General features: G+C 72.3%; 19 protein-coding genes. 1 reads left to right on the forward strand and 18 read right to left on the reverse strand.

Translation table 11 applies throughout. The features are described 5' to 3' along the window. Window positions 1-109: 109 nt before the first annotated feature. The 15 genes from der to ACFO9I_RS12055 form a co-directional block, all read right to left on the reverse strand. Window positions 110-1,498, reverse strand: coding sequence for a ribosome biogenesis GTPase Der (gene der, locus ACFO9I_RS11985; protein ID WP_379181062.1), 1,389 nt, complete (start codon window positions 1,496-1,498; stop codon window positions 110-112). Continuing rightward, window positions 1,495-2,268 (reverse strand): lysophospholipid acyltransferase family protein, encoded by a 774-nt coding sequence (locus tag ACFO9I_RS11990; RefSeq protein WP_379181064.1) that lies wholly within the window; start codon window positions 2,266-2,268, stop codon window positions 1,495-1,497. The genes der and ACFO9I_RS11990 overlap by 4 nt, the downstream gene beginning before the upstream one ends. After that, window positions 2,265-2,969: a (d)CMP kinase gene (gene cmk / locus ACFO9I_RS11995; RefSeq protein WP_379181066.1), complete on the reverse strand. Its 705-nt coding sequence runs from the start codon at window positions 2,967-2,969 to the stop codon at window positions 2,265-2,267. The genes ACFO9I_RS11990 and cmk overlap by 4 nt, the downstream gene beginning before the upstream one ends. A gap of 48 nt (window positions 2,970-3,017) precedes the next feature. Next, complete coding sequence (locus tag ACFO9I_RS12000; protein ID WP_379181068.1) at window positions 3,018-4,100, reverse strand: prephenate dehydrogenase; 1,083 nt, start codon at window positions 4,098-4,100, stop codon at window positions 3,018-3,020. Further along, the gene (aroH, locus tag ACFO9I_RS12005; protein WP_379181070.1) at window positions 4,093-4,479 is read right to left on the reverse strand and encodes a chorismate mutase; all 387 of its coding nucleotides are present in this window, start codon (window positions 4,477-4,479) and stop codon (window positions 4,093-4,095) included. Before aroH ends, ACFO9I_RS12000 begins: the two co-directional genes overlap by 8 nt. A gap of 278 nt (window positions 4,480-4,757) precedes the next feature. Further along, window positions 4,758-5,516, reverse strand: a complete 759-nt coding sequence (locus ACFO9I_RS12010; RefSeq protein WP_379181072.1) for a pseudouridine synthase — start codon at window positions 5,514-5,516, stop codon at window positions 4,758-4,760. After that, window positions 5,513-6,178 (reverse strand): SMC-Scp complex subunit ScpB, encoded by a 666-nt coding sequence (scpB, locus tag ACFO9I_RS12015; protein WP_379181139.1) that lies wholly within the window; start codon window positions 6,176-6,178, stop codon window positions 5,513-5,515. The genes ACFO9I_RS12010 and scpB overlap by 4 nt, the downstream gene beginning before the upstream one ends. A gap of 50 nt (window positions 6,179-6,228) precedes the next feature. Further along, entirely contained in the window at window positions 6,229-7,113 is an 885-nt protein-coding gene (locus tag ACFO9I_RS12020) for a segregation and condensation protein A (protein ID WP_379181074.1), read from the reverse strand. Between the two features lie 7 nt (window positions 7,114-7,120). After that, entirely contained in the window at window positions 7,121-7,537 is a 417-nt protein-coding gene (locus ACFO9I_RS12025) for a hypothetical protein (protein ID WP_379181076.1), read from the reverse strand. Next, on the reverse strand, window positions 7,522-8,424 hold the full coding sequence (locus ACFO9I_RS12030; protein ID WP_379181077.1) for a ParA family protein: 903 nt from the start codon (window positions 8,422-8,424) through the stop codon (window positions 7,522-7,524). Before ACFO9I_RS12030 ends, ACFO9I_RS12025 begins: the two co-directional genes overlap by 16 nt. A gap of 393 nt (window positions 8,425-8,817) precedes the next feature. Beyond that, complete coding sequence (locus ACFO9I_RS12035) at window positions 8,818-9,129, reverse strand: GNAT family N-acetyltransferase (protein WP_379181079.1); 312 nt, start codon at window positions 9,127-9,129, stop codon at window positions 8,818-8,820. Between the two features lie 34 nt (window positions 9,130-9,163). Next, on the reverse strand, window positions 9,164-11,773 hold the full coding sequence (locus tag ACFO9I_RS12040; RefSeq protein ID WP_379181081.1) for a DEAD/DEAH box helicase: 2,610 nt from the start codon (window positions 11,771-11,773) through the stop codon (window positions 9,164-9,166). Beyond that, window positions 11,773-12,687, reverse strand: coding sequence for a site-specific tyrosine recombinase XerD (xerD, locus tag ACFO9I_RS12045; RefSeq protein ID WP_379181141.1), 915 nt, complete (start codon window positions 12,685-12,687; stop codon window positions 11,773-11,775). The genes ACFO9I_RS12040 and xerD overlap by 1 nt, the downstream gene beginning before the upstream one ends. Before the next feature lie 67 nt (window positions 12,688-12,754). After that, entirely contained in the window at window positions 12,755-13,870 is a 1,116-nt protein-coding gene (ald, locus tag ACFO9I_RS12050; RefSeq protein WP_379181083.1) for an alanine dehydrogenase, read from the reverse strand. Window positions 13,871-13,925: 55 nt separating this feature from the next. Further along, on the reverse strand, window positions 13,926-14,534 hold the full coding sequence (locus ACFO9I_RS12055; protein WP_379181085.1) for an NUDIX domain-containing protein: 609 nt from the start codon (window positions 14,532-14,534) through the stop codon (window positions 13,926-13,928). Window positions 14,535-14,598: 64 nt separating this feature from the next. On the opposite strand from ACFO9I_RS12055, the gene pepN reads away from it, so the two are divergent. Beyond that, window positions 14,599-17,073 carry an aminopeptidase N gene (pepN, locus tag ACFO9I_RS12060; RefSeq protein ID WP_379181087.1) on the forward strand — a complete coding sequence of 825 codons (2,475 nt, stop codon included), beginning with the start codon at window positions 14,599-14,601 and terminating at the stop codon, window positions 17,071-17,073. Between the two features lie 113 nt (window positions 17,074-17,186). On the opposite strand, the gene ACFO9I_RS12065 is transcribed toward pepN, so the two are convergent. From ACFO9I_RS12065 to steA, 3 genes are read right to left on the reverse strand one after another with little or no spacing between them, the layout of a single operon-like run. After that, window positions 17,187-18,875 carry a CTP synthase gene (locus ACFO9I_RS12065; protein WP_379181089.1) on the reverse strand — a complete coding sequence of 563 codons (1,689 nt, stop codon included), beginning with the start codon at window positions 18,873-18,875 and terminating at the stop codon, window positions 17,187-17,189. Window positions 18,876-18,886: 11 nt separating this feature from the next. Continuing rightward, window positions 18,887-19,756, reverse strand: a complete 870-nt coding sequence (locus ACFO9I_RS12070) for a copper transporter (RefSeq protein ID WP_379181091.1) — start codon at window positions 19,754-19,756, stop codon at window positions 18,887-18,889. After that, a complete protein-coding gene (steA, locus tag ACFO9I_RS12075) occupies window positions 19,753-20,958 on the reverse strand; it encodes a putative cytokinetic ring protein SteA (RefSeq protein ID WP_379181093.1) in 1,206 nt (401 codons plus the stop codon). Before steA ends, ACFO9I_RS12070 begins: the two co-directional genes overlap by 4 nt. Window positions 20,959-21,015 lie beyond the last annotated feature (57 nt).

A 21,015-nucleotide genomic window follows, 5' to 3' on the forward strand; every position in this document is an offset into this window, starting at 1 on the left:
TCCCCCCGGTCGAGACCACCAGAACAGGCGCTCCGCGACGGTGCGCGTCGCCCCTGCCCCTGCACGATCCTCCGTCGGGGGCCCGCCGTCCTCCCCAGCGTTGGGGAGGTCAGCGCTTGCGCTTCTCGCGGGGCCGCTGGTTCAGCACGATGGGCGTTCCCACGAAGCCGAACTCCTCGCGCAGGCGGCGCTCGATGAAGCGTTCGTACGACGCGTCGAGCTTGCCGCTGGTGAAGAGCACGAACGTCGGCGGCGCGACCGAGGTCTGGGTGCCGAACATGATCTTGGGCTGCTTGCCTCCGCGCACCGGGTGCGGGTGCTCGGCCACGAGGCGTCCGAGGAAGGCGTTCAGCGAGCCGGTGGAGATGCGCGTCTCCCAGCCCTCCAGCGCCTTCTCGAGCGCCGGGACCAGCCGGTCGATGTGCCAGCCGGTGCGGGCGGTGATGTTGATCCTGGGCGCCCACTGCACCTGCACGAGCTCGCGCTCGATCTCGCGCTCGAGGTAGTAGCGGCGTTCCTCGTCCACCAGGTCCCACTTGTTGAACGCGATCACCAGCGCCCGGCCGGCCTCGCGGATGGTCTGGATGATCCGCTGGTCCTGCTCGGAGATCGACTGGCCGCCGTCGATGACCAGGACGGCCACCTCGGCGCGGTCGATCGCGGTGGAGGTCCGCAGCGAGGCGTAGTACTCGTGGCCGGAGGCCTCCTTGACCCGCTTGCGGATGCCCGCGGTGTCGATGAACCGCCAGGTCCGGCCCCCGAGCTCGATCAGCTCGTCGACCGGGTCGACCGTGGTTCCGGCGACGTTGTCGACGACCACGCGGTCCTCGCGCGCGAGCTTGTTGAGCAGCGAGGACTTGCCGACGTTCGGCTTGCCCACGATCGCGATCCGGCGCGGCCCACCGACCTCGGCCTCCCGCTCCGGCGGCGGCTCGGGCAGCGCGGCCAGGACAGCGTCGAGCATGTCGCCCGAGCCCCTGCCGTGCAGGCCGGAGACCGGGTACGGCTCGCCCAGGCCCAGGTTCCACAGGCCCCAGGCCTCGGCTTCGGTGCGCTGGTCGTCGACCTTGTTGGCGGCCAGCACGACGGGCTTCTTCGAGGCGCGCAGGATCTTCACGACGGCCTCGTCGGCGTCGGTGATGCCGACCGTGGCGTCGACGACGAACAGCACCGCATCGGCGAGCCCGACGGCGATCTCGGCCTGCGCCTTGATCCGCTCCGCCAGACCGCGGGCGTCGGGGTCCCAGCCGCCGGTGTCCACGACCGTGAAGGCTCGCCCGTTCCAGTTGGCGTCGTACGACACCCGGTCACGGGTGACGCCCGGGACGTCCTCCACGACCGCCTCGCGGCGGCCGATGATCCGGTTGACCAGCGTCGACTTGCCCACGTTGGGGCGGCCGACGACAGCGAGCACGGGGACCGGGCCCAGCGCTTCGGGCTGTGTCTCCGTGTCGGAGGACGCCTCAGCGGCGGTGGACAGGTCGGGACCGTCGGTCATGGTGCTCCTTGCTCAGCGACCCCGGTGGCGGGGTCGGGTTCGACTTCTTCGGCGGGCAGCGGACCGGGCAGCTCACGGCCGGTCGACGCGCGCGCACGGTCCAGGTGGACCAGCATGTGCTCCCGTAGCAACACCGAGGTGCGCTCGACTTGTTCCTTCGTGCGCGGCCAGGCGGCCGCCGCGAGGTGGTACGGCGACCCGAAGACGATGTCGACCGCTCCCCCGCGCGCCGGCAACGAGTCGGTGTGCCCGCCTGGCTCGCGGGTGCCGAGCATGGTGACCGGCACGACCGGAGCCCCCGACGTGAGCGCGAAGTACGCCGCGCCCCGGTGGAAGCGCTCGAGGTCACCCCCGCCCCGGCGCCCCTCCGGGAAGATCCCGACGGCCCTCCCGTCGCGCAGCACTCGCAGGCAGGTCCGCACCGCGGCCGGGTCGGCGTGGAAGCGGTCCAGCGGGATCTGGCCCGAGGCGTGCAGGAAGCGGCCCAGCCGTCCCCGGAACATCTCGACCTTGGTCAGGGCGTGCACCGGACGCGGCGCGAAGATCGCGAGCAGCGGTCCGTCCGCCACCCCGATGTGGTTGCTGGCGAAGATCACCGGCCCCGTGCGCGGCACCTCCTCGACGCCGTGCAGCCGCACGGTGAACCGGCGCCGGATCACCGCGCGCGCCAGCGGCCGCAGCGGGGAGTAGAGGAACAGGCGGACCGGGTGGCGCGACCGGTCGCTGCGCGGCGGGTCGAGGTGGGGGGTCCGGAGCGACGCGGGCGTCACGCGGGTGCCTCCACCGCCTCCACGAGCGCGACCACGAGACCGATCACCTCGTCGAGCGTGTACGGCGTGGTGTCGATGTGCACCGCACCGTCGGCCATCACCAGCGGGGCCGTGGCCCGGCCGGAGTCGATCTTGTCCCGCGCCAGCAGGGACTCCTGGGTGGCCGTCACGTCCGAGCCGCCCTCCTCGGCCGCGCGACGGGCGGCCCGGGCCGCGGGGTCGGCGGTGAGGTAGACCTTGACCGGCGCGTCGGGGGCGACCACGGAGCCGATGTCACGGCCCTCGACGACGATGCCGCCCGGTGCTGCGGCGATCACGTCACGCTGCAGCTGGAGCAGCCGCGCGCGGACCTCGGGCACGGCGCTCACCGGCGAGACTGCCCCGGTCACGTCCTCGCCCCGGATCGCGGTCGCGACGTCGGTGCCGTCGACGGTGATGGTCGGGGCCAGCGGGTCGGTGCCGGACACGATCTCCGGCTCGGCCACGCGAGACGCCACGGCGGCCGGGTCGTGGACGTCCACGCCGGCGTGCAGCATCCACCAGGTCATCGCCCGGAACATCGCGCCCGTGTCGAGGTAGCGCAGGCCCAGCCGGCTGGCGACCCCGCGCGAGGTGCTCGACTTGCCCGACCCCGACGGTCCGTCGATGGCGACGACCGGGCCCGCGGTGGGGTGCCCGGGAGTGGGGGCGCTGCTGGACACGGAGAGCCTGCCTTCGGGTCGACGACTGCGGAAAGTGCAGCCCGCAGCCTACCGGTGGGTCACCCATCCGCGGGATTCCAGAGAGGCCAGCAGGTGCTCGGCGCTCGCCTCCTCGACCAGCAGCTCCACGAGGCCGACGGGTCGTCCGGGGTCGTGGTCGATGTGGATGTCCTCGATGTTGACCTCGCTCGCGCCCGCGTCCGCGAAGAGCCGCGCGAGCTCGCCGGGGTGGTCGGGCACCGACACGAACACCGAGCGCATCGGCCTCGTGGGACCACCGTGCTTGCCCGGGATGGCCTGCGTGCCCGCGACCCCGCGGTCCAGCAGCGCCGCGAGGTCCTGCCGCGAACGGCGCGTCACCGCGTCGATAAGCAGCTCCAGCTGGCCGCGCACCTCGCCCAGCAGCCCGAGGACCGCCTCGGCGTTGCCGGTGACGATCTGCTGCCACAGGGCCGGGTCGCCGGCCGCGATGCGGGTCACGTCACGGACGCCCTGGCCGGAGAGCGCGAGGTGGTCGGCGGGGGCGTCGGCGAGCCGGCCGGCGACGAGGACCGCCAGCAGGTGGGGGACGTGCGAGGTCCTGGCCACGGCGAGGTCGTGCTCGTCGGGGGGCATCGTCAGCGCGGTGGCACCGCAGCGCTCCGCCAGGGCGACCACCATGGCGGTGGCCGCGGGGTCGGCACCGGCGTGCGGGGTGACCGCCCACGGGCGTCCGTCGAAGAGCGAGGCCGATGCCGCCAGCGGGCCGGAGCGCTCGGAGCCGGCCATCGGGTGCGATCCGACGTACCTCTCGAGCCCGTCCGCGCCGGTTTCCTGCAGCCGGGCCAGCGGCTCGCCCTTGACGCTGCCCACGTCGGTCACCACCGCGCCGGGATGCTCGGCCAGGGCCCGGGCGATCTGCTCCCCGAGCAGGTCGGGCGGCACGCAGACCACGACCAGCGCGGGCTCGGCGCCCTCCGGCTCGGCCACGCCCGCGCCGAGCCCGGACGCCGTGCGGACGTGCTCACCGCTGACGTCGTCGAGCCAGACCTCGATCCCGTGCCTGCGCAGTGCCAGCCCGATGGAGGTGCCCAGCAGCCCTGCGCCCACCACGAGCACCGGCCCGCTCAGCGCGGCTCCCGGCTCACTCATCGTCGGGCACCGCGCGCACGCGGGTCAGGTCCCGGCGCAGCGCCGCGGCCCCGTGCAGGTAGACGTGCGTGACGTCGGCGCGCGGCAGGTCGGTCTCCACGTGCGCCATCATCCGCACCACCCGGGGCATCGAGCCCTCGATCTCGAGCTCGCGGGCGCACAGCAGCGGCACGTCACCGAAGCCGAGACGGCGGGCGGCGTACGCCGGGAACTCGGCAACCAGGTCGGACGTGGCGGTGAAGATGACCGAGATGAAGTCGTCGACCTCGAGACCGTTGGACTCCATCACGTCGGTCACCATCTCGGCGACCCGCTCGAGCATGTGGTCGCGCGAGTCCTCCTCGAGCTGGGTCGCGCCCCGGACCGCTCGCACTGCCACGTCTCCTCCAAGTCTCGGATCCACTGCGGGCACCAAGGCTAACGAGGCGCCCCGCCCCTCCCCCGCGCCGGCCACCCCCTGAGCCCGCAAGTACGTCGAGTCGGCGCAAGCTCGCCGCAGAAGTACGTCGAGTCGGCGCAAGCTCGCCCCAGAACTACGTCGAGTCGGCGCAAGCTCGCCGCAGAAGTACGTCGAGTCGGCGCAAGCTCGCCGACTTTGCGCCGACTCGAGCCTTTTTCGGACCGCGTTTGCGCCGACTCGACCACCCGGGTCGAGGGTCAGAGCTGGGCGCTGTCGAGCAGGACGCCCAGCTCGTCGAGGGTGAGCTCGCGCATCTCCCCCGAGCCGAGCCCCTGCAGCTGCACCGGCCCGATGGCGGTGCGGGTGAGCCGGCGTACGGGATGCCCGAGGTGGTCCAGGAGCCGGCGCACGATGCGGTTGCGCCCCTCGTGGATAACCAGCTCGACGATCGAGCGCGCACCGTCGCCGCGGCCGGAGACGCTGACGATGCGCGCCGCGGAGACCGTCACCGTCCCGTCCTCGAGCGTCACGCCCTCGCGCAGCGTCCTGATGGTCGCCTTCGTGACCTCACCGGTCACCTCGGCGACGTACGTCTTGTCGACCTCGTACGACGGGTGCGCCATCCGGTGCGCGAAGTCGCCGTCGTTCGTGAGCAGGATCAGCCCCGAGGTGTCCGTGTCGAGCCGGCCGACGTGGAACAGCCGCTCCGGGCGGTCCGCGACGAGGTCCGAGAGCGTGCGGCGACCCTCCGGGTCCGACATGGTCGAGACGACCCCGCGCGGCTTGTTCAGCACCAGGTAGACGTGGGGAGACACCGGCGGCAACCGCTTGCCGGCGACCCGGATCACCGCGGTCGTCGGGTCCACCTTCGTGCCGAGCCGGGTGACGATCTCGCCGTCCACCTCGACCTGGCCCTCCAGCATCAGCTCCTCGCACTTGCGTCGCGAGGCCACCCCCGACTGCGCCAGCAGCTTCTGCAGGCGGATCAGCCCGTCGTCGTCGGTCTGCAGGGTCACGACGGCTCCGTCCCGCCGTCGGGCTCGGTGCCGGGACCGGTTTCGGGGGCGGGGTGCGGGATCGGCTCGTCGGCCGGCCCGCCGCCGGCGAGCGCCTCCAGGTCGTCCTCGAGGTCGTCCATGTCGGGGAGGTACGGCGCCAGCTCGGGCAGCTCGTCGAGCGAGCCGATGCCGATCCGCTCCAGGAAGTAGCCGGTGGTGCGGTAGAGGTTCGCGCCGGTCTCGCCGTCCTGGCCGGCCTCCTCGACCAGGCCGCGGGTCAGCAGCGTGCGCATGACACCGTCGACGTTCACGCCCCGGATCGCCGAGACCCGTGCCCGGGACACCGGCTGCTTGTAGGCCACGACCGCCAGGGTCTCCAGCGCCGCCTGGGTCAACCGCGCCTGCTGCCCCTCGAGGACGAACGCCTCGACGACGCCCGCGTACTCCTCGCGGGTGTAGAACCGCCAACCCCCCGCGACGTTGCGCAGCTCGAAGCCACGTCCCTGCGCGGTGTACTCCTCGGCGAGCCCCTCCAGGGCGGCCACGACCTCGGTCACGGGGTAGCCCACCGCGCTCGCCAGCGCGAGCGCGTCGAGCGGCTGGTCGGCCACCATCAGCACCGCCTCGAGCGCCGGCCGGAGCGCCGCCAGCGGCACCTCCAGCGTCTCCTCCGCGGGGATCTCGTCAGGGGTCTCCTGCTGGGCCGGTTCGGCCACCTGGCCGGTCTCGCTCACGTCGTCTCCTCCTGGTCGGGGGCGGCGTCCTCGCCCGCGCCGGCCGGGGCCGGCTCGGGGGGCGCGCCCTCGAACTCGTCGATCTCGAACTCGACGTCCTCGCTGCCCGTCCACCGCACCGTGAGCTCGCCGAGCGGCGTCACCTGGTCGAACGCGACCGCCCCCTCGCGGAACAGCTCGAGCAGGGACAGGAAGCGCGCGACGGTGGTCAGGGTGTCCGGGGAGTCCCCGCACAGGGACCGGAACGTCATGGTGCCGGACCGGCGCAGCCGTTCGACCACCAGCGCCGCCTGCTCGCGGACGCTCACCTGCGGGGCGTGGATGTGGTGCAGCGACACCTCGAGGACCGGCTTGGGCTCCATCGCCTTGGCCGCGAGCGCCGCGAACTGCTCGAGCCCGATGCCGATCAGCACCTCGGGCAGCAGCGTGGCGAACCGCTCCTCGAGACCCACGGCGCGGGCGTGGCGTCGCGACTCGACCGACAGCCGCCCGTCGAGGACCGCCGCCACCTGCTTGAAGGCCTTGTACTGCAGCAGCCGCGCGAAGAGCAGGTCCCGGGCCTCCAGCAGCGCGAGGTCCTCCTCGTCCTCGACGTCCCCCTGCGGCAGCAGCCGTGCCGCCTTGAGGTCGAGCAGCGTCGAGGCGACGAGCAGGAACGACGTCGTCTGCTCGAGGTCCCAGGTCGGACCGGCGGCGCGCACGTGCGCGATGAACTCGTCGGTCACCTGGGACAGCGCCACCTCGGTGATGTCGAGCTTGTGCTTGCTGATCAGGCTCAGCAGGAGGTCGAACGGGCCCTCGAAGTTGTCGAGCCGGACCTCGAACCCCGGGGTGGCCTCGGAGGCCGGGGCCTCGGCCACGTCCGGCGCGGGCTGCGTCATCGGCGGGTCATTCCTGGGTCAGCCGCCGCACCAGCACGCTGTCGTCCCCGTTGGCCTCGAAGTCGGCCAGCACCAGCGCGACGGCCTCCCGGACCAGCCGGCCCCGGTCGACGGCCAGGCCGTGCGAGCGGCGCAGCGAGAGCCGGGCGTGCTCGAGGTCGAGCAGCTCGTCGGAGGTCACGTAGACCGTCATCTTCTCGTCGTGGCGGACGCGGCCGCTCGGCTTGCGTGGCGCCCGGCCCCGGTTGCGGGTGCTCGGGGCGTGCTCCGTCGGCTCGGGCTGGTCCGGGACGGCACGCACCGCCGACTCCGTGGGCGGCTGGCCGGCCGCGGGCGGGGACGCCGGGGCCGCCGACGGGTCGGGGTTCTTGACCGTCGGGCGGAAGAGGTCGTCAGCCGCCGGGAGGCTCACCCGTCGAGGCAACGGGCCAGCACCTCCCTCGCCAGCTGGCGGTAGGAGTCCGCACCGGTGGAGCTGGAGGCGTACGTCGTGATCGGCTCACCGGCCACGGTGGAGTCGGAGAACTTGATCGTGCGCCGGATGACGGTGTGGAAGACCTTGTCGCCCCACGCCTGGACCAGACGCTCCATGACCTCGCGGCTGTGCAGCGTGCGGCCGTCGTACATGGTGCCGAGCACGCCGTCGATCTCCAGGCGCGGGTTGAGCCGCTCCTGCACCTTGTCGATGGTGGTCTTGAGCAGCGCCACGCCGCGCAGCGCGAAGTACTCGCACTCCAGCGGCACGATGACGCCGTCGGAGGCGGTCAGCGCGTTCACGGTCAGCAGGCCCAGCGAGGGCTGGCAGTCGATGAGGATGACGTCGTAGTGCTCGATCGCCGGCGCCAGCACCCGCTGCAGGGTCTGCTCTCGGGCGACCTCGTGCACCAGCTGCACCTCGGCGGCCGAGAGGTCGATGTTCGACGGCAGCAGGTCCATGCCCGGGACGCCCGAGGGCACGATGACCTCGTCGACGGAGACGTCGCGCTCCATCAGCAGGTTGTAGACCGTCAGGTCCATCTCGTGGGGGTTCAGGCCCAGGCCGACCGAGAGCGAGCCCTGGGGGTCGAAGTCGACCAGCAGCACCTTGCGGCCGTACTCCGCCAGCGACGCGCCCAGGTTGATGGTCGTCGTGGTCTTGCCGACGCCGCCCTTCTGGTTGCACATCGAGATGACCCGGGCGTGGCCGTGCTGGGAGACCGGCCGCGGCTCGGGCATCTCCGGCATGGGTCGTCCGGTCGGGCCCATCACGGGCTCGGCGGTCAGGACCTGCGCGGGCTGCACCGGTCGCTCGAACGGGAGGGGGTCGGACACGCGGTGCTCATCTCCGGAGGTGTGGGAAGGGGTGGCGGGTGGGACTGGCTGACGGACCAGCGGGGGCATCTCGGACGCGCTGCTGCCGAAGGACCCTGAGAACCTCACGCCATCGCTCATCTGCCGCTCCTCGACTGCCCGCCCGGGCTCGTGGCCCGGACACCGTGGTGGTTGGTCCCCTACATCCTGCTTTGTCGACACGGCGACATGTGGGCGACTCGCGGGCGACTCTAGGCCTGCGTCCGGAACACCAACAAGGCGGTCCCCCGAACCGCCCGGATCCGGGCGAAATCTGTTGATGACGTGTGCACTCGGCCAACGCTGGATGCACAGGCGGCACGTCGACTGTGCACAGTCCTGTGGACAGCCGACGGCCCCGCCACGCGGAACAGGTCAGTCGCGCGCGGTGCTCCTCGGCGCGCCGTAGACCAGCGGCACGAACTCGGGGTGCTTCTGGATCCAGCCCTTGATGAAGGGGCACAGCGGCAGCACCTTGCGGGTGCCGGTCTCGCGGACGTCCTCGAGCGCGAACCGGGCGATCGCCGACCCGACGCCGCGTCCCTCGAAGCGGTCCTCGACCTCGGTGTGGGTGAAGACGATGAGCTCGTCGGTCAGCTGGTACTCCGCGAAGCCGGCGAGCTCGTCGTCGCACCAGCCCTCGTAGCGGTGCGCCTCTGCGTTGTGGACGGTCTTCACGTCGGACATGGCGCCACCCTACGGGTCGGCTGCTCGCGCCGGATCAGAGCCTGTGCATGGCGACCGTCGCCAGCACCAGCTCGCCGGTGGCGTCCGACGCGTCGAGGTCGGCCACGGCGTCGATCACCCAGTCGTGGTGGCCCTCGGGGTCGTCGATCGTCTGGCGGACCCGCCACAGCCGGGCGCGCTCGTCCTCGTCGACGCCCACCGGCCGACCGGACGCCGGCTCGACCGACAGCAGAGCGGGTCCGCGGGCGTCCGCCCCGGTCCCGACGCGGTCGTGCTCGGCGTAGTAGTCCTCGATGGCCGCGTCCCAGGCGGACCGGGTCATCTCCACCTCCCGCGCCGGCTCGGTCCGGTCGGCCGCGGCCCGCTCGAGCGCCATCAGGCCGTCGAGGTCGTCGCGGGCCACCAGCTCGACCCGACGGAACATCGCGTTGCGCACCATCACCCGGAACACGCGCTCCTGCTGGGAGATCGGCCGCGGCGGCGGAGGCGGCTCGTGGTGCGCGACGTCGGCCCGGACATGACCCGGGTCGTTGAGCGCCTCCCACTCGTCGAGCAGCGACGAGTCGGTCTGCCGCACCGTCTCCCCCAGCCACTCGACCAGGTCGTCGAGCTCGGGGGTCCGGTGCTGCTCGGGCACGGTCTGCCGGAGCGTGCGGTAGGCGTCGGTGAGGTAGCGCAGCACGAGCCCCTCCGAGCGGTTCAGCTCGTAGCGGCGTACGAAGTCGGTGAAGCTCATCCCCTGCTCGAACATCTCGCGCACGACCGACTTCGGCGACAGGGCGTCCTCGGGCAGCCACGGGTGGCTGCCCCGGTAGATCTCGTACGTCGCGGCGAGCATCTCCGCCAGCGGCTGGGGCCAGGTGATGCTCTCGAGCAGCTGCATCCGCTCCTCGTACTCGATTCCGTCGGCCTTCATCTCCGCGACCGCCTCACCGCGGGCGGCGTGCTGCTGGGCCATCAGGATCTGCCGGGGCGCCTCGAGCACCGCTTCGACCACCGACACGATGTCGAGCGTGTAGGTCTCCGCGTCCGGATCGAGCACGTCGAGCGCCGCGAGCGCGAAGTGCGCGAGCGGCTGGTTGAGCGCGAAGTCCACCGGCAGGTCCACGGTCAGGACGTAGCGACGCCCGTGCTCGTCGGGCTCCTCGAGGCGGGTCAGCACCCCGGAGCGCACCAGGCTGCGGGCAAGACGTACGGCGCGCCGCGCCAGCCGCAGCTGGCGGCGGCGGTCCTCGTGGTTGTCGGTCAGCAGCCGGCGCAGCACGGGGAACGCGTCCTCCTCGCGGGCCACGACGTTGATGACCATCGCGTTGTCGACCTTCATCCGCGACACCAGCGGCTCGGGCACCCCGGAGACCAGCTTGTCGAAGGTCTGCTCGGTCCACACGACCGTGCCCTCGGGCGGCTTGCGCAGCTGGGCCTTGCTCTTCCGCTTCGCGCGCTTCTCGGGGCTCATGGCGGCGTTCTTCGCCTCCGCCTTGGCCTTGGCGCGCTCGTTCTCGATGACGTGCTCGGGCGCCTGGACCACGACGTAACCGGCGGTGTCGAAGCCGGCCCGTCCGGCGCGGCCGGCGATCTGCAGGAACTCCCGGGCCCGCAGGATGCGCTGCCGGCTGCCGTCGAACTTGGCGAGGCCGGTGAACAGCACGGTGCGGATGGGCACGTTGATGCCGACTCCGAGCGTGTCGGTGCCGCAGATGACCGTGAGCAGACCGGCCTGCGCCAGCTGCTCGACCAGGCGCCGGTAGCGCGGCAGCATCCCCGCGTGGTGGACGCCGATGCCCTGGCGCAGGAGGCGGGACAGCGTCTTGCCGAAGCCCGCACCGAACCGGAAGCCCGCGAGCCGTTCCGCGATCGCGTCCCGCTGCTCGGCGGGGGGCTTGGGGACCCCGGCGCTGGGTGAGAGCAGTGACGTCGCGTGCTCGACGGCCGCAGCCTGCGTGAAGTGCACGACGTAGACCGGCGCCTGCTTGGTCGCGACCAGCTCCTCCAGCGTCTCCGCCAGCGGGGTGAGCGCCCACGAGAACGAGAGGGGCACGGGTCGTTCGGCGTCGGCGACCACTGAGGTCTCCCGGCCGTTGCGCCGGCTCAGGTCCTCCGCCAGCGTCGTCACGTCGCCGAGCGTGGCCGACATCAGCAGGAACTGCGCCTGCGGGAGCTCCAGCAGCGGCACCTGCCAGGCCCAGCCGCGGTCGGGCTCGGCGTAGAAGTGGAACTCGTCCATGACGACCAGGCCCACGTCGGCGCGGGCACCCTCGCGCAGGGCGATGTTGGCGAGCACCTCGGCGGTGCAGCAGATGACCGGCGCGTCGGCGTTGACCGACGCGTCGCCGGTGAGCATGCCGACGTTCTCGGGGCCGAGGTCCTCGCACAGGGCGAAGAACTTCTCGCTCACCAGCGCCTTGATCGGCGCGGTGTAGAAGGACACACGGTCGTCGGCCAGCGCGGCGGCGTGCGCGGCCAGGGCGACCAGCGACTTCCCGGAGCCCGTCGGGGTCGCGAGCACGACGTTGTTGCCGGCCAGCAGCTCGAAGACCGCCTCGTCCTGGTGGGGGTAGAGCTCGAGCCCGCGGTCGGCGACGAAGCCGACGACGGCGTCGTACACCTCGTCGGGGCTGGCCCCGACCTTCGGCACCCAGCTCATCAGTCCCTCGCCCGCGGGTGCGCGGTGGCGAAGACCTCGCGGAGGTTGTCGACGGTCACCAGCGTGTAGACCTGGGTCGTGGTGACCGACGCGTGCCCGAGGAGCTCCTGGACGACGCGTACGTCGGCGCCGCCGTCGAGCAGGTGGGTCGCGAAGGAGTGGCGCAGGGTGTGCGGCGAGACGTCCCGGGTCACCCCGGCGCGGTCCGCCGCCTTGACCAGCACGGCCCACGCCGACTGCCGCGAGAGCCGGCCACCGCGGGCGTTGAGGAACAGTGCTCCCCCGGGGGTCGACGCCGCGACCAGCTCGGACCGGCCGCGGACCAGGTAGGCCTCGACCGCCTCCCGGGCGTAGGAGCCGACCGGCACCAGCCGCTGCTTGCCGCCCTTGCCGCGCAGCAGGACCGTGCCCTCGACCGGGTCGAGGTCGTCGACGTCGAGGCCGACCGCCTCGGAGATGCGGGCACCGGTGCCGTACAGCAGCTCCAGCAGCGCCCGGTCGCGCAGGGCCAGCGTCGTGCCGGCCGCGCCGGCCGCCTCCAGGATCGCCTCGACGTCGGAGAGGGGCAGCGCCTTGGGCAGCCGCTTGGCGGGCGTGGGCGGCTTGACCGAGCCGGCCGGGTCGAGCTCGGCGAGCCCGTCGCGGACCGCGAACCGGTGGAAGCCGCGCACCGCGACCACGGTCCGGGCGGCCGAGGTCGAGCTCAGCGGCGGATGGTCGGCGTCCCCCTCGCGCAGCCGCACGAGGAAGTCGGTCACCGTCGTCTCCGTCACGGCCGCGAGGTCGTCGACACCGCGCTCGGCGAGGTAGTGCTGGTAGCGCCGCAGGTCACGGCGGTAGGAGGTCAGCGTGTTGGCCGCCAGCCCCCGCTCGACCGAGAGGTGGTCGAGGTAGGTCCGGACGGCCCGCGCCACGCTGCCGGTGGCAGCGGGAGCGGGCGCGTCCGCACCGTTGCTCGACGGGGCACTCGTCAAGGCCAGGTCAGCCCAGCACGCTGTCCAGCGACACCGCGTCGATGCCGACGGCCTCGCCGACCGGGGCGTTGGTCAGCTGCCCGGCGTGGGTGTTCAGGCCGAGCGCCAGCGACCGGTCGTCGCGGCAGGCCTGGGTCCAGCCCTTGTTCGCCAGCGCCACGGCGTAGGGCAGCGTCGCGTTGGTCAACGCGTACGTCGAGGTGTTCGGCACCGCGCCGGGCATGTTCGCCACGCAGTAGAACGTCGAGTTGTGCACCTGGTACGTCGGGTCGGCGTGCGTGGTCGCGTGGGTGTCCTCGAAGCAACCACCCTGGTCGACCGCGATGTCGACGAGCACCGAGCCCGGCTTCATCGCCGCGACCAGGTCGTTGGTGACCAGCTTGGGCGCCTTGGCACCCGGGATCAGCACCGCACCGATGACCATGTCGGCCTCGGTCACCTGCTGCTCGATCGCCAGCTTGGACGACGCCAGACCGTGCACCCGGTTGTTGTAGCGCCAGAACGACATCCGCAGCTTGTCCAGGTCGGTGTCGAGCAGCGTCACGTCCGCGCCCATGCCCAACGCGATGTTCGCGGCGTTCTGCCCCGACACCCCGGCACCGATGATCACGACCTTGGCGTTCGCGACACCACCGACGCCGCCCATCAGCACGCCCCGGCCACCCTGGGCCTTGAGCAGCGAGTAGGCACCGACCTGCGGGGCCAGGCAGCCGGCCACCTCCGACATCGGGTAGAGCAGCGGCAGCCCGCCCGAGGGCAGCTGCACCGTCTCGTAGGCGATCCCGGTGACCTTGCGGTTGATCAGCTCCTCGGTCAGCGGCTTGTCCGCGGCCAGGTGCAGGTAGGTGAAGAGGGTCTGCCCCTCCTGCATCCGGTGGTACTCCTCGGCGACCGGCTCCTTGACCTTGAGCACCATCTCGGCCTCGCCCCAGGCGGCGTCGGCGTCGGGGACGATCCGCGCGCCCGCGGCGACGTACTCCTCGTCGTGGATCGAGGAGCCCTCACCGGCGCCCTGCTGGATGTAGACCTCGTGACCGTGAGCCGTCAGCTCGTGCACGCCGATCGGCGTGATGGCCACCCGGTACTCGTGGTTCTTGACTTCCTTCGGGACGCCGACCTTCACCTGTTCACACTCCCTTGCGTGATGCCCGCCACACCCTTGTGGCGACGGCGCGAGACTACCCCCCGGTCATCCCCGATCCTGCCAGACCCCGGGCCCGGGCCATCAACACGGCGACGACCACCGGCGCATCGCTGATCCGCCCGTCCACGACGGCGGTGGACAGCTCCTCGAACGGCACCCAGAAGGTCTCCATGTCGGCCTCCTCGTGCTCGAGCTCGAAGTCCCCGCGGTCGGCGGTGCTCAGGTCGCGCGCGAGGTAGAAGTGCATGAGCTCGTTGGAGATCCCGGGCGAGGAGTACGTCGAGGTCAGGTGGGTCCACTCCCCCGCCTCGAGCGAGGCCTCCTCGAGCAGCTCGCGCCGGGCGACCTCGAGCGGGTCCTCCCCGTCGACGTCGCACAGGCCCGCCGGGAGCTCGACGAAGCGGCGCTGGGCGGCGTGCCGGTACTGCCGCAGGCACAGCACCCGCTCGCGGTCGTCGACCGCGAGGATGATCACCGCGCCCGGGTGCTCGAGCACGAGACGCCGGAACGGCTCCTCCTCGAGGTGTCCGGGTCGGTTGATGCGGTCGGACCGCAGGGCCATCACCCAGTCGTCGCGGTGCAGGTCGGTGCTCGAGGCGACGGGCCAGGCCTCCGGCTCGTCGGTCAGTGACGGGGTCGGCATGATCGTGACGCTACCGTGCAGACCGTCGGGCTGGACCGCCCGGAACCATCACGGAGGAGACGGCATGTCCATGGCCCTCGGCCACACCACGTCCGGTGTCCGCAGCCTGACCAGGGAGGAGGCGGAGCAGCGGAGCGCCCTGATCCAGGTCGACCGCTACGACATCGAGGTGGACCTGCGCGGGCTCCTCGAGGGCGACGTCCTCGCGGCGACCTCCACCGTCACGTTCCGCTGCCTCGAGACGGGCGCGACCACGTTCGTGGACTGCGTGGCAGAGGTCCGGCAGGCGACCCTGAACGGCCGCGAGCTCGACCTGTCCACGGTGTCCGGCGGGCGCATCCCGCTGACCGACCTGGCCAGCGAGAACGTGCTGGTGGTCTCCTCGGCCCAGACCGACACCGGCAGCGGCGCCGGCATCCTGCGTACCGTCGACCCGTCCGACGGGCTCGTCTACGTGTGGACGTCGTTCGAGGCCGACGACGCCCGACGGGCCTGGGCCTGCTTCGACCAGCCCGACCTCAAGGCTCCCCACCGGTTCACCGTGCTGGCTCCCGACTCCTGGACGGTGACCAGCAACGGCGCCGCCGACTCCGTGACGGACCACGCCGACGGCGGCCGGCTCTGGACCTTCCCCGACACCCCGCCGCTCGCGACGTACGTCGTGGTGGTCAACGCCGGCCCCTTCCACGAGATCCGCGAGGAGCGCGGCGGCCACAGCCTGGGCCTCTTCTGCCGGCAGTCCCTGAAACAGTTCCTCGAGCGCGACGCCCCGGAGCTCCTCGACCTCACCGCCGCCGGCCTGGCCTTCTTCGGCGAGCGGTTCGGGCAGCCGTTCCCCCAGCAGCGCTACGACCAGGTGTTCGTGCCCAACATGGGCGGCGCCATGGAGAACTGGGGCTGCGTGACCTGGACCGACTCGGTCCTCCACCGCAGCACCCCGACCTACGGCCAGCGGGCCCTGGTCGCCTCGGTGCTGCTGCACGAGATGGCGCACATGTGGTTCGGCGACCTGGTGACGATGCAGTGGTGGGACGACCTGTGGCTCAACGAGGCGTTCGCGTCCTGGGCCGCCACGTGGGCGGCCGTCGAGGCGACGCCGTACGCCGACGGTTGGGCGACCTTCCTGGCCGGGGAGAAGCTCATCGGCTACCGGACGGACATGAGCCCGGCGACGCACCCGATCCGCGGCGACGTCCCGGACGTCGCCCAGGCGATGGCCAACTTCGACGCGATCACCTACGTCAAGGGCGAGAGCGTCCTCAAGCAGCTGGTCGCCTACGTCGGCGAGGACGCCTTCGTCGACGGCCTGCGCGCCTACTTCCGCGAGCACGCCTGGGGCAACACCCGGCTCGCTGACCTGATGGACGCCGTGGGCGATGCCGCGGGCCGGGACCTGACCGTGTGGACCGAGGCGTGGTTCGACCGGGCGGGCACCGACACGCTGGTCCTCAGCGGCACCCAGGTCGTGGCCAACGGCCCCGACGGTGAGGAGCCGCGGCCGCACCACCTCCAGATCGGCGCCTACCGCCGTGGCGAGGACGGTGCCCGGCTCGACAAGGTCGGCGCGGCGTACGTCGAGACGACCGGCTCGCGCACCCCCGTGGCGGACCTGCCCGAGGACGCCGACCTGTACCTCCTCAACGACGAGGACCTCACCTTCGCGGCCGTGCGCGCCGACGAGCGGTCGCTGCGGACGATGCTCGACGCGGCCGGGCAGCTGCCGGACCCGCTCGCGCGTGCTCTCGCGGTCTCGACGGCCTGGGACATGCTCCTCAAGGGGGAGCTGTCCACCGACGAGCTGCTGACCTGCGTGCTGGGGGTGCTGAGCACCGAGCGCAGCCCCGGTGTCGTCGAGCCGTTCCTCACCCTGGCCCTGCGTGCCGCCGAGCAGTGGACCCCGGCGGTCTCGGTGCCGACCCAGCTGGCCCGGGTCGCCGAGTCCGCGGCCGCGCTCGCCGAGGACCCCGAGCTGCGGGCGCCGGCACTGCGCACCCTCGCGGCCGCGGCCACCCGCGAGGACCACGTCGCGCTGCTCGAGGACGCGGCCGCCGACGACATCGACCTCGCGTGGCGGGTCCAGGTGCGCCGGGCGGCGCTGGGCGAGCACGACCCCGGCGCGGTCGCGGTGCTGCTCGAGCGGGACCCCGACCCGGACGCCCGGGTGCGCGCGCTGGGCGTCACCGCGGCCCGTCCGGAGGAGGAGGCGAAGGCCGAGGTCTGGGCGGAGATCTGGGAAAAGCGCTCGATCCCGGCCGGCGCCCCCCTGTCCGGGCTCGCGCAGTGCTTCTGGCGGCCCGTGCAGCACGACCTGCTCGTGCCCTGGGCGCACCGCTACCTCGACGAGCTGAGCGCCCTCGACGGCGGCGGGATGCTGGCCCTCGGGTCACTGATGCGGGCGACGATGCCGACGACGGCCGACCAGGCCTTCATCGACCGTGCCCGGGCGATCGCCGACGAGCCCGGCCAGAACCCCACCGTCCGGTCCACCCTGCTCGTCGGGAGCGACACGCTCGCCCGGGTGCTGCGCGCCCGCGGCTGACCTCGAGTCGGCGCAAGCTCGCCGGAAAACACCTCGAGTCGGCGCAAACTCGTCACGAGAACACGTCGAGTCGGCGCAGGTGCAACGCGCGTGCGCCGACTCGACGTTCTGCGTCAGTCCTCGTCGTCCTTGCGGCGCAGGCCGCTCTCGTCGATCGGGAACCGCAGCTCCCTCTGTCGCTCGATCGCAGCCCCGACCAGGCCCGCGAACAGCGGGTGCGGCCGGGTCGGGCGCGAGCGGAGCTCCGGGTGCGCCTGCGTGGACACGTAGTACGGGTGCACCTCACGAGGCAGCTCGACGAACTCGACGAGGCCCAGCTCGGGGTTCGTCCCGGAGAAGACCAGGCCGGCCGACTCCAGCTGCTCGCGGTACTGGTTGTTGACCTCGTACCGGTGGCGGTGGCGCTCCTCGATGTCGGTCTCGCCGTACGCCTCGCGCACCACGGAGCCCTCGGCGAGGACGGCCGGGTAGAGGCCGAGCCGCATGGTTCCGCCCAGGTCGCCAGCACCCTCGACGAAGCTCTTCTGCTCCTCCATGGTGGCGATGACCGGCTCGGGGCAGTCCGGGTCGAACTCGGTGGACGCGGCCTTCTCCAGCCCGGCCATGTTGCGGGCGTACTCGATGACCATGCACTGCAGGCCGAGGCACAGCCCCAGCGTGGGGATCTTGTGGGTCCGCGCGTAGGTGAGCGCACCGAGCTTGCCCTCGATGCCCCGGATGCCGAACCCACCCGGCACGCAGACGGCGTCGACGTCGGCGAGCTGGCGGGCGGCCCCCGCGGGCGTCTCGCACTCGTCGGACGGGATCCAGCGCAGGTTCACCTTCGCCTCGTGCGCGAAGCCGCCGGCGCGCAGCGCCTCGCTGACCGAGAGGTAGGCGTCGGGAAGGTCGATGTACTTGCCGACCAGCGCGACGGTGACCTCCTCCTGGGGGTGGTGCACCCGGCGCAGCAGGTCGTCCCACGTGGTCCAGTCGACGTCGCGGAACGGCAGGTCCAGGCGGCGTACGACGTAGGCGTCGAGCCCCTCGCGGTGCAGCACCTTCGGGATGTCGTAGATGGACGGGGCGTCCGCGGCGGTGACCACGGCCTCCTCGTCGACGTCGCACATCAGCGAGATCTTCCGCTTGATGCTCTCCGGCAGCTCGCGGTCGGCGCGGCACACCACCGCATCAGGCTGGATGCCGATGGAGCGGAGGGCGGCCACGGAGTGCTGGGTGGGCTTGGTCTTCAGCTCGCCGGAGGGGCCGATGAAGGGCACCAGCGAGACGTGGATGAAGAAGCAGTTGTCCCGGCCGATGTCGTGGCGGACCTGGCGGGCGGCCTCGAGGAAGGGCAGCGACTCGATGTCGCCGACGGTGCCGCCGATCTCGGTGATCACGACGTCGACGTCGTCGCCCCCCATGGCGCGGATCCGGTCCTTGATCTCGTTGGTGATGTGCGGGATCACCTGCACGGTGTCACCGAGGTAGTCGCCGCGGCGCTCCTTGGCGATCACCGAGGAGTAGACCTGCCCGGTGGTGACGTTGGCGATCTGGCCCAGGTCGGTGTCCAGGAACCGCTCGTAGTGCCCGATGTCCAGGTCGGTCTCGGCGCCGTCGTTGGTGACGAACACCTCGCCGTGCTGGAACGGGTTCATCGTCCCCGGGTCGACGTTGAGATAGGGGTCGAGCTTCTGCATGGTCACGCGGAGGCCGCGTGCCTTGAGGAGGTTGCCCAGACTGGAGGCTGTCAGCCCCTTGCCCAGAGAGGAGGCGACGCCTCCGGTGACGAATACGTGCTTGGTGGGCGTCGGCTGCTTCACGGAGTTCCATCCTACCCGAGGGGAACCGCTCCGTCCGAACCCGACGCACCGAAGGAACCACCCGGAATCTTCAGCGAGCGGGCCAGTGCGAGCACGGTGGTCACCTGACCCACGGCGCTGTCGGCGCTGTCGACGGTCGTGACCTCGTCGGCCACGGGCTCGCCCCGCAGGCCGCGCAGGTCGCCGTCGACGCCCGAGGCGGCGTCCCCCGCCACCACGACGCCGGTCGTGGTCGCGGCGAGGCCGGACAGCAGTCCGGACAGGATCGCGTCGTCCGCGCTGTCGTCGCCCAGCACCACCAGCAGCAGGGGCGCCCGGCCGGCGTCCTCGGGCGAGGTGACCAGGTCCGCACCCGCCAGGCTCTGCCGGATCGAGGTGGCCTCGGCCGACGAGACGGCGTCCCCCGACACGGCGACGCCGAGGAGCTGGCCGATGCGGTCGTACGTCGAGACGTCAGCCGGCACGGTCCCGTCGTCGAGCTGGGTCATCAATTGGCTGCCCAAGGTGTCGACGAGCGACTTCTCCGAGGCGGCGACCAGCGCGGGCTCGGCGGCGTATGTGCCTGCGACCTTGCCGCCGGCGGCCTCGACCTGCGCCGCCAGGCCGCTCACCACGTCACCGTCGGCGCCGGGCATGGTCAGGACCGACACCGTCTGCCCCTGCAGCCGCTCGCCGTAGAGAGCCGCCGCGGCGGCGGTCGCGAAGTCGTCGCCGAAGCTCGCCTCGCGCTGGGCGTCCTGAGCCTGGGCCCTGGTCTGCGCCGAGGCCGGGGTGTCGTCGCGGCCCAGCTCGCTGAGCGGTCCCCCGCCCAGGGCGACCCCGACCGCGAGGGCGAGGAACACGGCCACCAGCGAGACGACGTGGTGTCGGTAGGAGATCACGAGAGAGGTCCTTGGGCGTTGACGACGAGGGTGTTGAGGAGGTCGGAGAGCTGGGCTCCCAGGGAGTCGAACCACTCCCCACCGACCGGAGTCACCGAGATGGCGACTGCGAGGGCGAGCAGGCCCGCGAGCATCACGAGATAGAGGTGGCGGGGACGGACGCGGCCGCTGTAGAGACGCGGGACGGCGTCGGCGTCGACGAGGCGGGGACCGAGCTTGAGCCGGGTGAGGTAGGTGCTGGCCAGGCCGGGTCGCTGCCGGTCGAGGAACTCGTCGAGCGTGGCGTGCAGCCCGACACCGACGATGACCGAGGGGGCCGCGCTGTCCGCGAGCACCAACGCAGCGTCCTCCGCGGTCGCCCCGGTCTCCAGCCGGAGGGGACGTACGCCGAGCCGCTCCAGCTGCTCGGTCGCCGACCTGTCACCGCCACGGTCGACCCGCACCACGACGTCGCGGGCTCCGCGGAGCGTGCGCGCCGAGGGCCGGTCCGCTTCGTCGGTGCGGGCGTCCAGCACGACGATGTCGGGTCGGTGACCCGCCTCGCGCAGGATCTCGGCGCCGCGCTCGACGCCGATCAGGACCGGCTGCTGCTCACGGACGTACGCCCGGACAGCACGCAGCTGGGCAGCGTGGTCGGGGCCGGCCACGACCACGACCACGGGCCGTCCCTCGATCGAGGTCGAGACCCGCGGCAGGCCGCGCCCGTGCAGGAGGAGGTCCTCCTCGCGGCGGAGGAACTCGGTCGTGTTGTGGGTGAACGTCTCCAGCTGCGTGGCCAGCCCGGTCCGCGCCTGCGCCATCTCGGCGCGGACCGCATCGCCGTCGACCTCGCGGCCGGACGCGACCGGCTCGTCCTCGACGAGGACCGTGCCCTCGTGGAGCCGGACCCGGGAGCCGTCCTTGACGGCGCCGAGGCCCTCGAGGCCGATCCCGTCCACGAGCAGCACGCCAGCGTCCGCGAGCAGCTCGGGCCCGAGATTGGCGTACCGCCCGGAGATCATGGGCGAGGCGTTGACCACGGCCACCACGCCGGTGTCGACCAGGGCCTGCGCGGTCGCGCGGTCCATGTCGAGCTGGTCGAGGACGGCGATGTCGCCCGCGCGGAGCCGGGGCAACAGGCTGCGAGTGCGTCGCTCGACGCGGGCCGTGCCGACGATGCCGGGGGGAGCAGGGGCGGGGCGTTGTCGTGCGGGGAGCTTCATGACCGCCTCATCCTCCCAGCCGGGCGGGGGACGATCGGGGAACCCCCGCAGCCGGGC

The sequence above is a fragment of the Nocardioides sp. GCM10023255 genome (assembly GCF_042653125.1).
In the GTDB taxonomy this organism is placed as follows: domain Bacteria; phylum Actinomycetota; class Actinomycetes; order Propionibacteriales; family Nocardioidaceae; genus Nocardioides.